The organism is Nocardia huaxiensis (assembly GCF_013744875.1).
GTDB classification, from domain to species: Bacteria; Actinomycetota; Actinomycetes; order Mycobacteriales; family Mycobacteriaceae; genus Nocardia; species Nocardia huaxiensis.
The window spans coordinates 8119424-8134806 of sequence record NZ_CP059399.1; the positions used below are offsets into that span (position 1 = coordinate 8119424).

General features: G+C 68.2%; 15 protein-coding genes. 5 read left to right on the forward strand and 10 right to left on the reverse strand.

All coding sequences use genetic code 11. The features are described from left to right. Nucleotides 1-5 precede the first annotated feature (5 nt). From H0264_RS37190 to H0264_RS37230, 9 genes are all read right to left on the reverse strand, one after another. Nucleotides 6-740, reverse strand: a complete 735-nt coding sequence (locus H0264_RS37190; protein WP_181581872.1) for a Clp protease N-terminal domain-containing protein — start codon at nt 738-740, stop codon at nt 6-8. Nucleotides 741-815: 75 nt separating this feature from the next. After that, complete coding sequence (locus tag H0264_RS37195; protein ID WP_181581873.1) at nt 816-1172, reverse strand: hypothetical protein; 357 nt, start codon at nt 1170-1172, stop codon at nt 816-818. A gap of 112 nt (nt 1173-1284) precedes the next feature. Continuing rightward, entirely contained in the window at nt 1285-2364 is a 1080-nt protein-coding gene (locus H0264_RS37200) for an NAD(P)/FAD-dependent oxidoreductase (RefSeq protein WP_181581874.1), read from the reverse strand. Nucleotides 2365-2791: 427 nt separating this feature from the next. Further along, the gene (locus tag H0264_RS37205) at nt 2792-3682 is read right to left on the reverse strand and encodes an RNA polymerase sigma-70 factor (protein ID WP_181581875.1); all 891 of its coding nucleotides are present in this window, start codon (nt 3680-3682) and stop codon (nt 2792-2794) included. 261 nt (nt 3683-3943) lie between these two features. After that, nucleotides 3944-4372, reverse strand: coding sequence for a hypothetical protein (locus H0264_RS37210; RefSeq protein ID WP_181581876.1), 429 nt, complete (start codon nt 4370-4372; stop codon nt 3944-3946). 201 nt (nt 4373-4573) lie between these two features. Beyond that, nucleotides 4574-4927, reverse strand: a complete 354-nt coding sequence (locus H0264_RS37215; RefSeq protein ID WP_181581877.1) for a UBP-type zinc finger domain-containing protein — start codon at nt 4925-4927, stop codon at nt 4574-4576. Nucleotides 4928-4942: 15 nt separating this feature from the next. Beyond that, complete coding sequence (locus H0264_RS37220; RefSeq protein WP_181581878.1) at nt 4943-6418, reverse strand: ATP-binding protein; 1476 nt, start codon at nt 6416-6418, stop codon at nt 4943-4945. A gap of 9 nt (nt 6419-6427) precedes the next feature. Beyond that, nucleotides 6428-8101, reverse strand: a complete 1674-nt coding sequence (locus tag H0264_RS37225) for an NAD(P)/FAD-dependent oxidoreductase (RefSeq protein ID WP_181581879.1) — start codon at nt 8099-8101, stop codon at nt 6428-6430. Nucleotides 8102-8174: 73 nt separating this feature from the next. Continuing rightward, the gene (locus H0264_RS37230; protein ID WP_181581880.1) at nt 8175-8369 is read right to left on the reverse strand and encodes a hypothetical protein; all 195 of its coding nucleotides are present in this window, start codon (nt 8367-8369) and stop codon (nt 8175-8177) included. Nucleotides 8370-8549: 180 nt separating this feature from the next. Between H0264_RS37230 and H0264_RS37235 the strand changes: the two genes are divergently transcribed. Then, nucleotides 8550-8999, forward strand: a complete 450-nt coding sequence (locus H0264_RS37235; protein WP_181581881.1) for an SRPBCC family protein — start codon at nt 8550-8552, stop codon at nt 8997-8999. A 48-nt stretch (nt 9000-9047) separates the two neighbouring features. After that, nucleotides 9048-9740: an SIMPL domain-containing protein gene (locus H0264_RS37240; RefSeq protein ID WP_181581882.1), complete on the forward strand. Its 693-nt coding sequence runs from the start codon at nt 9048-9050 to the stop codon at nt 9738-9740. Here the strand turns inward: H0264_RS37240 and H0264_RS37245 are convergent. Next, complete coding sequence (locus H0264_RS37245) at nt 9737-10768, reverse strand: beta-ketoacyl-ACP synthase III (RefSeq protein WP_181581883.1); 1032 nt, start codon at nt 10766-10768, stop codon at nt 9737-9739. The two genes, H0264_RS37240 and H0264_RS37245, sit on opposite strands and share 4 nt — an antisense overlap. 295 nt (nt 10769-11063) lie before the next feature. On the opposite strand from H0264_RS37245, the gene H0264_RS37250 reads away from it, so the two are divergent. The 3 genes from H0264_RS37250 (at nt 11064) to H0264_RS37260 (ending at nt 15153) form a co-directional block, all read left to right on the forward strand. Continuing rightward, complete coding sequence (locus H0264_RS37250) at nt 11064-11780, forward strand: phosphatidylserine decarboxylase (RefSeq protein WP_181586113.1); 717 nt, start codon at nt 11064-11066, stop codon at nt 11778-11780. Further along, on the forward strand, nt 11780-12667 hold the full coding sequence (gene pssA, locus H0264_RS37255; protein ID WP_181586114.1) for a CDP-diacylglycerol--serine O-phosphatidyltransferase: 888 nt from the start codon (nt 11780-11782) through the stop codon (nt 12665-12667). Before H0264_RS37250 ends, pssA begins: the two co-directional genes overlap by 1 nt. 158 nt (nt 12668-12825) lie before the next feature. Beyond that, nucleotides 12826-15153 (forward strand): AAA family ATPase, encoded by a 2328-nt coding sequence (locus tag H0264_RS37260; RefSeq protein WP_420832131.1) that lies wholly within the window; start codon nt 12826-12828, stop codon nt 15151-15153. Nucleotides 15154-15383 lie beyond the last annotated feature (230 nt).

The following is a 15383-nucleotide window of genomic DNA, read 5'->3' on the forward strand; positions in this document are numbered from 1 at the left end:
CAAAACTATTGCGGGTCCGCAGACTTCGAGGTCAGAGAGGCCAAGAGGGTCGCAATATCGGACGACACGGACTCCTTGTCGAGGCCGAGACCGGAGAGCAGGCCGGAGCCGTCCTCCTGATCGAGCAGGGCCAGCAGCAGATGTTCGGTGCCCACGTAGTTGTGGCCGAGACGCAGGGCCTCCCGGAAGGTCAGTTCCAGCGCCTTGCGGGACTGGGCGTCGAACGGGATGAGCGCCGGGATGTCCGTGGCGGTGGCGGGCAGGGCGGCCTGCGCGACGCGGCGGACGGCGTCGACGGAGATGCCGTGGCCGGTGATGACATGCACCGCAAGAGAATCCGGCTCGCTGAGCAGGCCGAGGATCAGGTGCGCGGGAGTGATCTCGGCATTGCCGCCGTTCCTGGCCTCCTCCTGCGCGGCCACCACCACCGCGCGGGCACGCGGGGTGAAGCGGGCGAAACCGGCACTCGGATCGAGCGCGGCGGATTCGGCGTCGGCGGGGGTTTTGGGGACGAAACGCTTCTGGGCGGCCTGCTTGGTCACGCCCATACTGCCGCCGATCTCGGTCCAGGAGGCGCCGGAGCGGCGGGCCTGGTCCACGAAATGGCCGATCAGGTGGTCGGAGAGTTCGCCGAGGTGATTGGCGACGACCACCGCATCGGAGAGCTGGTCGAGCGCGTTGTCGGGACGGGCCTTCTTGATGCCTTCGATCAGGTCGTCGAGGCGAAGTGAGTGCGTCATGCGTCAACGATAGGTTGACTATTTCGGCATCGTCAACGGATAGTTGACGTCTGTTCGTACGCTCGGAGCGAACGACTAGCGGTTTACGGCCGCACGAACCTCCGACACCACCCGATCCGGGTCCTCGACCTGCAGCACCAGCTTCGAGTACTTGCCACTATCGGACAGCGAGATCACCACCGAGCGCTGCGGATCCCGCACATCCCAGAAGATCTTCTCGCCCTGATGCAGATAGGTGCCGGCCGTGATCACCTTCGGGATGTAGGTGCCGGGGAAGCGAATCCCCTTGGGCCGCGCGGCATATTCGGGATCCAACTCGATGCCGCGGACCTGGCTCAGCGGAATCGTCAAGCGGCCCTTCAAGGCCCAGACCTTCTCCCATCCGGGGAGCTCGACCACCAGATTCCTGCCGTCGACGGTCACCACGGCCATGCCAGCCTCCTCGAATCCGCGAGACCGGGCCGGGAAGCCCGGTCGCTACCGATCATCCCCGAACCCGGCCGCCGCATCGCGCAGCGCCACCACACCGAACCGTCACAGCGGGTCAGTGCGACGCCCACTCGGTGCTTTTGACGATCATTTCCTTGAACCACGCACCGGTGCGGCCGGTGAACACCGTGCCCGTCATCGAATCGTCGGCCTTCACACGCTGGAAGACGGCATCACGCCGGCCGAGACTGATGCACTGGGCGATGTAGGTGCCCTTGTACGGCGCGGGCTGCTTTCCGCGCAGCCGCGTGGCGAGCGCCCTGCCCGCGTACTGACCGGCCGGAATGGCGGTGGCGCAGGCCATGCGCATTTCGCGGCCGTCGACACCGTGCATGACCGCGGCATCGCCGATGGCGTACACCTCGGGGTGCGAGGTCGACCGCAACTCGCCGTCCACCAGGACCCGGCCACGGGCATCGACGGCCAGACCCGAGCGGGCCGCCACCTCGGACACCACGAAACCGGTTGTCCACAGCACTGTTTCGGCGGGGATGCGCGCACCGTCGACGAGTTCGAGGCCGTCCGGGTGCACCTGCGCGACCTTGCCCGTCAGCACCTGGACGCCGAGGCGGGCCAGGGTCGAACGGATGTGAGCCCGCGCCTTCTCCGACAGCCAGGCGCCCGGCTCCTCCGAACCCACCAGCAGGACGGTCAGATCCGGCCGTGCCTCGGCGAGTTCGGCCGCGGTCTCGATGCCGGTCGCGCCACTGCCGACCACGGCCACCCGGCCCGACAGCTCCGGAATCCGGCGGGTGTCCTCCAAAGTGGCCACGGACTGGGCGAATTCGACCGCGCCCGGCACCTGGCTGCGATCGGCTGCACTGCCCAGCGCGTAGATCAGCGAGTCGTATGCCAGCGCACGACCGTCATCGAGCCGCACCCGACGTTCGGCCGGATCGATATCGGTCACGCGAGCCTGGACGAACTCGATTCCCTTGGCCTCCAGCGTCTCCCGCAGATCCCACTGCGCCACCCGCTGACCGACAGCGGTCTGATGCAGCCGGACCCGCTGCACGAACTCCGGCCGCGCGTTCACCACGGTGACCCGCGCGCCGCGCGCCTTGGCGGCCCGCTTCGCCGCCGACATACCCGCATAGCCCGCGCCCAGCACGACGATTCGATGTTCAGCGGTCATGAGAGTGGCTCCTTTTCGATTGCCTGTGCCCTCTAGACCGGACAGACCCCGGATCCCTGACAGCTCCGAGATGTGTGCTGCGCCACAGCACCTCCGAAGGAGGTGGAGGAGGAGGTGGGGGCTAAGCCCCCAAACCCCCATAGGGCTGCGCCCGGCCAACCACCCGGGAACGCAGGGGCCAACCTCCGAAACCTCGGGGCACGCGATCAACACCCGACACCCAGGCCGCGCGATCAACACCCGACACCCAGACCGCGCAAACAACACCCGACACCCAGACCGCGCAAACAACACCCCAAGAACCAGAGCGCACGGCCAACACCCCCAAGAACCGGCGCGCGGCCAACACCCCCAAGAACCGGCGCGCGGCCAGCACCCGACACCTCGGGGCGCGCAGCCACTCCCGAAACCTCGGGGCGGCGTCGGGCTATGTTCCCGGGGCCTCAGCGCGGCGGAAGAGGGCCAGTTTGTCGGGGTTCACCTGGAGGTGGAGGGTGTGCAGGAGGTCGTTGGTGGTTTCGATGGCGGCCACCAGGATCGGGGTGCCGTGGACGCGGGCCACGATGGCGGGGGCGCCGTTGACTTCCTCGATGGTGATCTCCAGGCCGTCGACCTGGTGGGTGAAGAGCCAGATGAGGTAGCGGGCGACCTTGTTGGCGCCTTCGACAGCGCGGCGGGCCGCGCGGACATTGGCGCCGCCGTCGGCGGTGGAGGTGATGTCGGAGGTGAACATGGCTTCCAGACCGGCCACGTCGCCGGAGCGGGCGGCGGTGAGGAATTTGTCCAGCAGGGCGCGGGCGTGCGCGGGGGCCGGGTCGAAGCGGGGGCGGTCCATGCGCACGCGCTGGGCGGCGCGGCGGTAGAGCTGCTGGGAATTGGCCTCGGTGAGGTCGAGCATGTCGGCTATTTCCTTGTGCGCGTAGCCGAAAGCCTCCCGGAGAACGAAAACCGCGCGCTCGGCAGCGGTCAGGCGTTCGAGCAGCGTCAGGAAGGCGATGGAGACCAGCTCGCGCTGCTCGGCCGACTCGAGCGGGCCGAGTTCACCATGGGCGGTGGGGACCGGCTCCGGAAGCCAAGGGCCGACATAGGTTTCGCGGCGGGCGCGGGCGGAATCCAGCCAGGTGCGGCACTGGTTGACCACGACCGTGGTCAACCAGGCCTCCGGGGAACGGATGTCGTCGCGAGCCGTGGCATCCCAGCGCAGGTAGGACTCCTGCACGGCGTCCTCGGCCTCGCTCGCCGAACCGAGCATGCGGTAGGCGAGCGCGAACAGGCGCGGCCGATGCCGTTCGAATTCCATCAACCCGTCGGAATCCATCCGTCGTCCACCCGCCCTCACGCAACATAGTCGTCCGGCGAGATTACGCCTGCGCGATGCGCGGACAGCAGTCACTATCCACACGCCACCGACCATGCGGCGCGAAACCAACGGCGATCCAATGGATCACCAATGAGGGGAACGAACTCTTTCCGATTCTCAGGGGCTTCGCCCCCGAACCCCAAAGGGCGGGATTCGCCCCGAGGTTCGGAAGCGGGTTCGCTCCGGACCTGTGGGGGGTGCCGGGGTTACTCCGCGCTTCTACTTCGGGGCGACTCGGATGGCTACGGCTACGGGGGTGTCGACGTAGCTGGTGGAGAGGCAGACGAGTTTGGCGGTGCCGAGGGCGGCGTTGGGGTTGCCCTCCAGGATGGAGCCGGGGTGGGCGGCGAGGACCTGGTCAATGACCGCGCGCTCGGTGGATTCGTCGAGCTGGCGGAAGTCGCCGCAGGTGGTGTTGGCGCCGTCGGGGGCGGTGGTGCGCTTGGGGGCGGTGTCGGCGGCGGGGGCGCCGGACGGGGGTTCGACGGGGGCGGCGGCGGTGGTGGACGCGCTGGTCGGTGCGGCTGCCGCGGTGGTCGTGGTGTCGCGGTGCGCGCCGTGGGCCGAGGTGGAGTCGTCCTGCCCGCACGCCGCGAGCGCCAACACCATCGCACCTGCTGCGACGGCGACGATCGAAGTTCGTTTCATAACCGTGCTTTCCGAGCTTCCCGAGAGTGTCCGAGCGCCGGACCGGCCCGGCGCTCGCAGCACTGTACCGGGCGCAGCCGGACTGCGGGAGGAGACCAACAAACAGGACGGTCGCTACAGAACCTGCGGCTGCGAACTCTCCGCAATCACGACCCGACGCACCGAGCCGCCGCGGGAGCTTCGACCACGCCGCCGTGCGGACTAGTGGATGTGTTCCTGCCAGTCCGCCGGCACCCGATCACGCGGGCCGGGCACCGTCTGATCCAGTGGATGATGGTGCGGCGCGGCCAATTCCGGGCCCTCGCCGTACATCTCACCGGACTCGTAGTTGTAGAACCAGGACTCCCCCGGCTCGTAACTCTGAATGAACGGGTGGCCGGTCTCCTTGGCGTGATGGGTGGCGTGCTGCGACGGCGACGTATCGCAGCAACCCACATGCCCGCACTGGGCGCAGCGGCGCAGATGCACCCACCAGCCCTGGGCCGCTTCACATTCCGTGCAGCCGGGCCCGCTGGGCGCCACGGTCGTATCGATTCCGGGGATCTGCTCCGACATCACTGGCCTCCCGTATCAGTTGGTGACACTGGCGGTTTCGCCCGCCACGACATTGTCCAGCGGCAGCCGGACGATGAACCGGGTGTTGCCCGGCTCGGACTCCACCCGGATGTCACCGTGGTGCTTGTTCACCACGATGCGGAAGGAGATGTCCAGGCCCAGCCCGGTGCCCTCGCCCACCGGTTTGGTGGTGAAGAACGGTTCGAAGATGCGGGTGCGGATCTCCTCCGGCACGCCCGCGCCGGTATCGCAGATTTCCACTGCGGCACAGTCGTTTTCCTTGTAAGTGCGGACCGTGAGCGTGCCGTGCCCGTTCATGGCGGCAATGGCATTGTCGATCAGATTGGTCCACACCTGGTTGAGTTCGGCCGCGTAGCAGGGGACGGTCGGCAGCGTGCGGTCGTACTCCTTGACGATCTGGATGTCGTCGCCGATCTTGCGGCCCAGCATGACCAGCGTGCTGTCCAGCAGTTCGTGGATGTCCACGACCTGGAAGGGCGCGCGGTCCATCTGCGAATACTGCTTGGCGGCGTTCACCAGTGACGAGATGCGCGTGGTCGAGTCGGTGATCTCGTTCATGAGCAACTCGGTCTCGACCGTGTAGTTGAGCCAGCGGATGGCGCCCTCGAAAATGGCTCCGTCGCAACCGGTCAGCGAACCGTGCACCTTTTCCAGCCAGTCGATGTCCAGGCCGGCCTGGACGAAAGTCGGTGCGATGTCCCAGCCGGTGCCGATGCCGTGGCTCTCCAGCCAGTCGCCGAGTTCGTCCTCGCGGTCGGACGCCTCCAGGGAGGTGAGCGCCGGAGCCTTGGCCACCTGCGCGGCGGCCTCCTCCTGGAACTGCACCATGACCTCGAGGGTCGCGGAGTCGAACTTGCCGTGCGCCATCATCTTCAGCTTGTGCCGCATGCCGGCCACCCGCTCGCGCAGTGCGGAGGTGGCGCGAGAAGCGGCGGCGGCCGGATTGTTCAGCTCGTGAGTGAGACCCGCCGAGAGCGAACCCAGTGCCAGCAGCCGCTCCCGCTGGCTCACGCGCTCATTGATATTGCGGTTGCCGAAGAAGACTCCCTCGAGCAGGTGCAGCGCCATGGGGAACCAGGTAGCCATCATCTGCGCGAAGCACGCCGCGTCGAGCACGAAGAACTTCGACGGCTTCGTTACGTAGAACGAACCGCTATAGGTCTGTTCGACCTTGTCGCCCAGGTAGGCCGTCCACGCACCGGCGTAGACGCCGCGCTGCGCGGTGCGGACCAGCTCGATCTCCTCGCCCGCGGACAGCTTGGTCAGCCGGCATTCGCCATCCATGAGGATGTAGAAGCAGGTGGCCGGGTCGCCCTCGCGGAACACCAGTCCGGGCTCGAAGTGCTCGACCCGGCCGTCCTTGCACAGCCACGCCAGCTGTTCGTCGTCGAGCTTCTCGAACAGGAACAGCTGGCGCAGTTCGTTCGGGTCACAGATCAGTGAGGTGACCGGGCTCTTCTCGAGGGTCATGCCGTACTCCTACTGCTTGGCCAGGTAGCGGTGGACGAGCATGACGGCCATGGCGCCCTCGCCGACCGCCGACGCGACGCGCTTGGCCGATTCCGCTCGTACGTCACCCGCCACGAACACGCCGGGGACGCTGGTTTCCAGATGCTGGGGCGGACGGGGTAGCTCCCATCCGGCCGGGCGCTCGCCGTCGACCATGAGGTCGGGTCCGGCCAGCACGTATCCGGCGTCGTCACGCGTCACCAGCCCGTCGAGCCAGTCGGTTTCCGGGGCGGCGCCGATGAACAGGAACAAACGTTCGGCGTCGACCTTTTCTTCCTGACCGGTCTCGTTGTTCCGCAGCACAATGCGCTCCAGATGATCGTCGCCGTCGGCCGCGATCACCTCGGTGCGGGTGTGCACCTTGATGTTCGGAATCTGCTCGATCTGCTGAATCAGGTAGTGCGACATGGAGTCCACCAGCGAGCCCGCCCGCACCAGAATGTGCACGGTGCGCGCCTGCCGGGACAGGAACACCGCCGCCTGGCCCGCGGAGTTCGCGCCGCCGACGATGTAGACGTCCTTGTCCGCGCAGTCGGAAGCCTCGGTCATGGCCGAGCCGTAGTAGACGCCGCGGCCGGTGAAGTCGTCCACGCCGGGGGCGGGGTGGTGGCGGTAGTTGACGCCGGTCGCGATCAGCACGGAATGCGCGGAGATGCTGCCGCCGTCGCCGAATTTCACGACGCGCGCGGAACCGCAGGCCTCGAGCCCGACCACCTCGCGGGCGGTGATGAGCTCGGCCCCGAACTTGACGGCCTGCCGCCGCGCCCGGTCGGCCAGCTGCGCACCCGAGAGCCCGTCCGGGAAGCCGAGGTAGTTCTCGATGCGCGAGCTCTGCCCGGCCTGCCCGCCGGTGGCCGTGCGTTCCACCAGGACCGTGCGCAAACCCTCCGACGCGCCGTAAACCGCCGCGCCGAGACCGGCCGGGCCGCCGCCGACCACGATCAGGTCGTAGAAGTCGCCGGAGGGGTCGATGGAAAGGCCCACGCCCGCAGCCAGTTCGGCGTCGCTCGGCCCGATGAGCACCTCGCCGGAGGGGTTGATGATGACCGGGCACTGATCCTCGGTCGCGCCCGCAGCCGCGAGCAGTCGCGCGCCCTCGGGCTCGTCGAACTGGTACCAGCGGTAGGGCAGCTGATTGCGCGCCAGGAACTCCCGCACCTCGGAGCATCGGGCCGACCAGCGATGCCCGACCACCTTGGTCTCGTGCACGGGCCGGTGCTCGTCGCTCTTCCACGCGTCCAGCAGGGCGTCGACGACCGGATACAGCTTCTCCTCCGGCGGATCCCAGGGCTTGAGCAGGTAGTGGTCGAGATCCACCACATTGATGGCCTCGATGGCGGCATTGGTGTCGGCGTAGGCGGTGAGCAGTACCCGCCGGGCATAGGGGTGCAGGTCCATGGCCTGCTCCAGGAATTCGACGCCGTTCATACCGGGCATGCGGTAGTCGGCAATGAGGACCGCGACCGGCTGACCACGCAGTTTCATCTCCCGCAGGGCGTCGAGTGCGTCAGCGCCCGACTCCGCCCGCAGAATCCGGTAGTCCGCCCCGTAGCGACGGCGCAGGTCGCGAACCACGGCGCGGGAGACGCCGGGATCGTCGTCGACGCTGAGGATGGCCGGCTTGGCGGCAGCTGCTGAAGTCACCTAACGAGTATGAAGCGCTTGGCAAATGCCGGCCCGCGCGCTGCACTTCTCGCACGCCCTGTTCACCCTCGGTTCAAATCCGATGATGTTCAACCAGATCCAGTTCGCTGGGAGTGAGTAGTCGTTCGAGTCGTTCCTCGTCGGCTCCTGTGCCCTTGCGCCGGGACCGGTCGGTCCGGGAGGGAGAGTGGGTGCCGTCGCCCGGCCCGTCGGAAGGAAGGAGCGGGACCGCGGTGGTCTTGCGGTGCAGGAGCGAGCGCAGTTTCACGGCCGATCACCTCACGTTTCGCTCGGAAGCTGGTGGCTGTGTCTGTTGCTTCGTCTATCCCCTATTGTGCTCCGGCCATTACATTTGCCGCCGCGGCAACGCCGGAATGTGATCTAGATGATTTTCAGTGCTGCCGACTAGGCTTGCACGGTACCGACAGTCACATCACCGGAGGCGACGTTGCCGAAGAACCTGGAAGCCAGCATTGACATCGCCGCGCCGCCGGAAAAAGTCTGGAATGTCGTTTCCGATCTGAAGCGTATGCCCGAATTCAGCCCGCAGTGCATCCGCATGCAGCCGCTCGGATCGGTGCGCACCGGCACCTGGACCATCAACCTGAACAAGGACGGCGCCAAGGTGTGGCCGACCACCTCGCGCATCGTGCGGTTCGAGCCGAATCGGGCCCTGGCCTTCCGCATGACCGAGAACCGCACCATCTGGAGCTTCACCCTCGAACCCACGGCCACCGGCACCAAGGTCACGCAGCGTCGGGACGTGGTCGGCCAGGTGCCGTGGATCATCCGCAAGATGATCGACACCAGCCTCGGCGGGGAACAGAACTTCGAGACCGGGCTCGAGCAGGGCATGAACGAGACCCTCGGCAAGATCAAGCGAGTCGTCGAAGCCTGATCTGCGTGTTCACGGGCGGTCACGCCGACCGGTAAGTAGGTTCGCATCATGCGACGACTTACAGGTATCTGTGCCGCGGCCGCCGGTGTCGCGCTGCTGCTCACCGGCTGCGGTTCTTCCGACTCCGATTCAGACCGAACGGTTTCCGTGGTGGGGACCGGAAAGGTCCAGGGCACACCGGATGTGCTCCAGGCCGACCTCGGCGCGGAAGTGACCGCCGCCGATGTGTCCACCGCGGTCGACGGCGCGAATGCCAAGGCCAGGGCCATGACCGACGCCATGGTCACCGCCGGGGCCAAGCGCGAGGACATCCGCACCAATGACGTGTCGGTGTATCCGAGCTACGGGCCGGACGGCAACAACATCACCGGCTACAAGGCGTCGAACTCGGTGCACGTGGTGGTGCGGGAGCTGCCGAAGGCGTCGAGCATTCTCGATGCCGCCGTCAAGGCGGGCGGCAACGACACTCGCCTCAGCTCGGTGTCCTTCGCACTGGACGACGACTCCAAGCTGGTCACCGACGCGCGCGCCCGGGCCTTCGAGGACGCCAAGGCCCGCGCACAGCAGTACGCGGACCTGGCCGGTCTGAAGCTGGGCAGCGTCAAGACCATCAGCGAGACGTCGAGCGGCAACAGCGGACCGGTGCTCAAGGAATCCGCGCCCGCCGCCGCCGATTTCGCCCTCGAACCCGGGCAGCAGACGGTGACCTTCACCGTCGACGCCACCTGGAATCTGAACTAGCTCTTCCAGTTCGGCAGCGTGACCACCTGGGCCGCGTAGGACAGGCCCGCACCGAAGGCGATGAGCAGGGCGGTGCCGCCGGGTTTGGCGTCGCCCTTGCGCATCATGGCCTCCATGGCCAGCGGAATCGAGGCGGCCGAGGTGTTTCCGGTCTCCTCGATGTCATTGGCGAGCGCGCAGTGCTCCGGGAGTTTCAGCACCCGGGCCATGATCTCGATGATGCGGCCGTTGGCCTGGTGCGGGACCATGGCGTCGAGATCGTCGGGGGTGAGGCCGGCGACCTCGATGGCGTCGCGGCACACCTTCTCCAGAGAGTGTGCGGCCCAGCGGAATACGGCCGTGCCCTCCATGGCGAGATACGGGCGGACCGCTTCGAGGCCCTTCTCCTCGATCTCGTCGAAGAATTCGATCCAGTCCTTGTCCTGGCGGATGGCGTGGTGCTGGGTGCCGTCCGAACCCCAGACGGTGGGGCCGATGCCGGGTTCGTCGGAGGGGCCCACGATGACCGCACCCGCGCCGTCGGCGAACAGGAAGGCGGTGCCGCGATCCTTCGGATTGATCGTGTCGGTGAGTCTCTCCACGCCGATGACCAGCACATGTCTGGCCGTGCCGCCCTTCACCAGATCCGAGGCCAGGGCCAGCGCGTGGCAGAAGCCGGCGCAGCCCGCGGAGATGTCGAAGGCGGCGACTCCGTTGAGGCCGAGTTCGGTGGCGATCTGCGGGGCGCCCGCGGGGGTGAGCAGCAGCCAGGTGGAGGTGGCGACGATGACGCAGTCGATCTGTTCGGCGTCTATCTCGGCGGCCTCGATGGCGTCGCGGGCCGCGGCGGCGCTCATGCTGATGATGGTCTCGTCCTTCGACGCGAAGCGGCGCGTGCGGATGCCGGAGCGGGTCCGGATCCATTCGTCGCTGGAGTCGATGGGCCCGGCGACCTCATCATTGGTGACTACTCGCGCCGGGCGGTACACGCCGAGGCCGAGAATTGCTGTGTGCTCTACCCCATTGATCGAGGCAATTCGAGCAGCCATGGTGCTTCTCCTATGTACTGCGCGCCGAACGTGGCCTTCATCGGGTTCCTCACCCCCCACGGCCCGATGACGCCGCAGACATGAGGCCCCCTCATATTAATGACGAAAGCCTCTCACGCGTGTGGCTTCGCTCACAATCTGGGGGTATTGCCCGGTTTGTCACCCTTGCGTCGGCTAGCGGAACCGAACGGTTCACATGCGCGCAAGGCAACCGAGACCGCGAGGACCACACCGTGTTCCCGTAAGGTGTGACGCGGTCCCCGACCACACCTGCCCGCGCATGAAAGAGGAGCTTGTGGCCCGCCGTCCCACCCCGCCCGGCACCCCCGAACAGACCGGCCTCGGCCACGTCGCCGACCTGGTCCGCTCCGCCATCCCGCCGCTGCATCCGGCCGGCCTGCCCTTCGTGGCGGCCCCGCTGGCCGTCGCGGCCCTGGGCTACCGGCGAAAGTGGCTGCGCCGCACGGGATTGCTCGCGGCCGCGGCCACCGCCACCTTCTTCCGGCACCCGCACCGGGTGCCGCCGAACCGCGCCGGAGTCGTGGTCGCGCCCGCCGACGGTGAGGTCGCCCTCGTCGACACGGCCGTGCCGCCCGCCGAACTCGGCCTGGGCGATCAGCCGGTGCCGCGCGTCAGCATCTTCCTGTCCGTGCTGGACGTGCACGTACAGCGCGTCCCGGTGAGCGGCATCGTCACCGAGGTCATCTACAAGAAGGGCCAGTTCCTCTCCGCGGATCTGCCCGAGGCCAGTGACGCCAACGAGCGCAACACCATGGTCATCGAGACCGAGGACGGACGGAAGTTCGCGGTCGTGCAGATCGCCGGACTGCTCGCCCGCCGCATCATCTGCGAGGCGAAGGTCGGCGACAAGCTGACCATCGGCGACACCTACGGCCTCATCCGGTTCGGTTCGCGCGTGGACACCTACTTCCCGGCCGGAACCAAGCTGCTCGTCACCCCGGGGCAGCGGACCATCGGCGCGGAAACGGTGCTGGCCGAACTGGATTCATGATGGAGCAACTCGCGCCCGCTCCCGTCGCCGCGCGCCGCCGCAATCGCACCATCCGGCTGCTGCCGAGCATGGTGACCATTCTCGGGTTGTGCTCGGGTCTCTCGGCGGTCAAGTTCGCGATCGAGAATCAGCTGGGTTTCGCGCTGGCGCTGGTCGGCGCCGCGGCCGTGTTCGACATGCTCGACGGTCGCATCGCCCGCATGCTGGACGCCACCACCAAAATGGGCGCGGAACTGGACTCGCTGTCCGACGCCATCGCCTTCGGTGTCGCACCCGCGCTCGTGCTGTACGTGACCTTCCTGCACGCCGACAGCGTCGGCTGGATCATCGCGCTCATGTTCGCGGTGTGCATGGTGCTGCGCCTCGCCCGGTTCAACACCCTCATGGACGACGATTCGCGACCGGACTGGCAGCGCGAGTACTTCGTGGGCGTGCCGGCTCCGGCGGGTGCGCTCATCGTGCTGCTGCCCATCGCACTGTTCGAGCAGTTCGGCGATGGCTGGTGGGTCGGTTTTCCGGCCGTCGCGATCTGGACGGTGCTGACCGGTCTGCTGTGCGTGAGCACGCTGCCGACACTGGCCATCAAGTCGGTGTCGGTCGCGCCGCGCACCGCGCCGATCTGGCTGGTGCTGGTGGCCCTGGCCGCCGCGCTGCTGGTCACCTACCCGCTGATCCTGATGATGGCGCTGGTCGGGATCTACCTGGCGCACATCCCCTTTGCCGTGCATTCGGCACGCTGGGTGGCCGCTCGACCGGAGACCTGGAACCACAAGCCTGCCGAACGGCGCGCACAGCGCCGGGCACAGCGCCGCCAGCGCCCCATCGGCGGCCGGGTTGCCCGGGTGTCCTCGGCTCGCCTGCGCCTGCGCCGCCCCGGCGGACGCTAGGGATACTCGCACGACCCGGCTGGAGCCGCGCGGTTCATCGAGAACCGCGCGGCTCCAGCCGTATTCGGTGGGCGGATGTCCGAATCAGGGGCGCGAACACGAGGTTGTGGCCGGTTCTCGCACATAGTCGGGCCGCTGCGGGGGTGGCTGCGGGCACAATGGTGGGCGTGCCGGAACTCCCGTTGACCGCTCGCCTCAATCTTTCGGCCGCCGATGCCCGCCGGGGCGTGGTGCGGTTGCATCCGGAGACGCTCACGGCGCTGGGACTGCGCAAGCAGGACGGGGTGATGCTGCGGGGGGCGCGGGAGACCACCGCGGTGGTGGCCGAGTCACGGACGATCATGCCGGGTGAGGTGTGGCTGGACGAGGTGACACTGTCCAATGCGGGCGTGCGGCCGGATTCGCCGGTGCGGGTATCGCCCGCGGATGTGCAGCCGGCCCGGCGGATCGCGGTGATGGGGTCGGCGTCGGTGCAGGGGACCGTGCCGCCGCCGACATTGCGGCGGGCGCTGCTCCGGAAGATCGTCACGGTGAGCGACGCGGTATCGCTGTCGCCACAGGATGTGGAGCCGCGCATCAGCAGTTCCACTGTGACGCGGGAACTTTCGCGCACGATCGGCTTCGGCTGGACCAACGAGCTGCTGAAGGTGACGGCGACGGAACCGTCCGGGCCGGTCACCGTCAGCTCGAACACGATCGTGGAGTGGGGCCTGGGTATTTCCGCGAGCCCCTCACACACGTCCGGCGACCTCGCACCCGTGGCCGCGCCCGCGACCGCTCCCGCCCGATTGCCCACTCCCACAGACCTTTCGGCCGCCGCCGCGGCGCACGATCGGGAGGCCGCGCCGGAATCGGCTGTGGCCGTGGCCGATCTGGCGGGCGTGCAGGCGCAGGCCGGGAAGCTCACGGAATGGCTGCAACTCGCACTGAACCGGCCGGACCTGCTGAAAACCCTTGGGGCGCCGTCGCATCTCGGCGTGCTGATCACGGGGCCGGCCGGGGTCGGCAAGGCGACCCTGGCCCGCGCGGTGGTGGCGCAGCGGCGCTTGATCGAATTGGATGGCCCGTCCATCGGCGCCACCGAGGGCGGCAGCCGGTTGCGCGAGGTCAATACGGCCGTGTCGGCGATCTGCGACGGTGGTGGCGGGGTGCTGCTGATCACCGATATCGACGCGCTGCTGCCCGCCGAGGCGGAACCGGTGGCCACCCTCATCCTGGATCAGTTGCGTGCCGCGGTCGCGACCAAAGGGGTCGCCATGCTGGTGACGACGTCGAATCCGGCCGGGGTGGATCCCCGGCTGCGCGGGCCGGATCTGTGCGATCGGGAAGTGTCGCTGCCGCTGCCCACCGCCGCGGTCCGGGCGGCGCTGTTGGAGCGACTGGTGCGACCGGCACCGACCGAGGGCCTGAGAATCGATGAGATCGCCGCGCGCACACCCGGATTCGTGGTGTCGGATCTCGCAGCGCTGGTGCGCGAGGCAGCCCTGCGGGCCGCGTTGCGGGCGTTGCGCGCGGAGGACGATCCGGAACTCCCCGAGGGCGAGCGGCGCGAGCAGTCGAAACCGGTCCTGACACAGGCGGATCTGCTGGGCGCGCTCGAGGTCATCCGCCCGCTGTCGCGGTCCGGTTCGGAGGAATTGGCCGTCGGCGGTGTGAGTCTCGAGGACGTCGGCGACATGGTGGAAACCAAGCAGGCGCTCACCGAGGCGGTGCTGTGGCCGCTGCAGCATCCGGATTCGTTCGCGCGGCTGGGGATCGATCCGCCGCGCGGGGTGCTGCTCTACGGGCCGCCCGGATGCGGGAAGACCTTCCTGGTGCGCGCACTGGCGAACACCGGTCAGTTGAGCGTGCACGCCGTGAAAGGGGCCGAACTGCTGGACAAGTGGGTCGGTTCGTCCGAGCGCGCGGTGCGGGAGCTGTTCCAGCGCGCCCGCGATTCCGCGCCCTCGCTGATCTTCCTCGACGAGATCGACGCGCTCGCGCCGCGCCGCGGGCAGGCCACCGACGCGGGCGTCACCGACCGCATCGTGGCCACCCTGCTCACCGAGATGGACGGCGTGGAACCGCTGCGCAATGTGGTCGTGGTGGGCGCGACCAACCGCCCGGACCTGATCGATCCGGCGCTGACCCGGCCCGGCCGGCTCGAGCGCTTGGTCTTCGTGCCGCCGCCGGATGCCGCCGCGCGGGCCGAAATCCTGCGCACCGCAGCCAAGTCCGTTCTGCTCGCCAAGGAGGTCCGGCTCCGGAAACTGGCCGCGGAGCTGGAGGGCTATTCGGCCGCGGACTGTGCCGCACTGCTGCGAGAGGCCGCGCTGGCCGCCATGCGCCGGGATATCGACGCCGACGTGGTGACGGCCGCCGATGTGGCGACCGCCCGCAAAGCGGTTCGGCCGTCGCTGGATCCGGTGCAGGTCGAGACGCTGCGGCTGTACGCGGCACAGCGCGCCGGGTCCGCGCAGAACGGCACGGCCTCCGGGTACGTGTGAGCGAATGGCGCCTCGGCCGATGTGCGATGGCTTCCGGCCACGAGCACACCGGGATGGCGAGGTGATCGAGCCGTCGGTGCCGCTCACCATGTGCCCGGACCGTGCACTGGGCCCGGTGCAATCGGCGCGGTGGCCTTCGGCAATCCGGCGTCAGGCGTCGATTAACCGACAGCACTGAGCCAGCAAACTAGATAAGTCAGGCGAGTCGGACCGATCGGACTCCTTTTCGA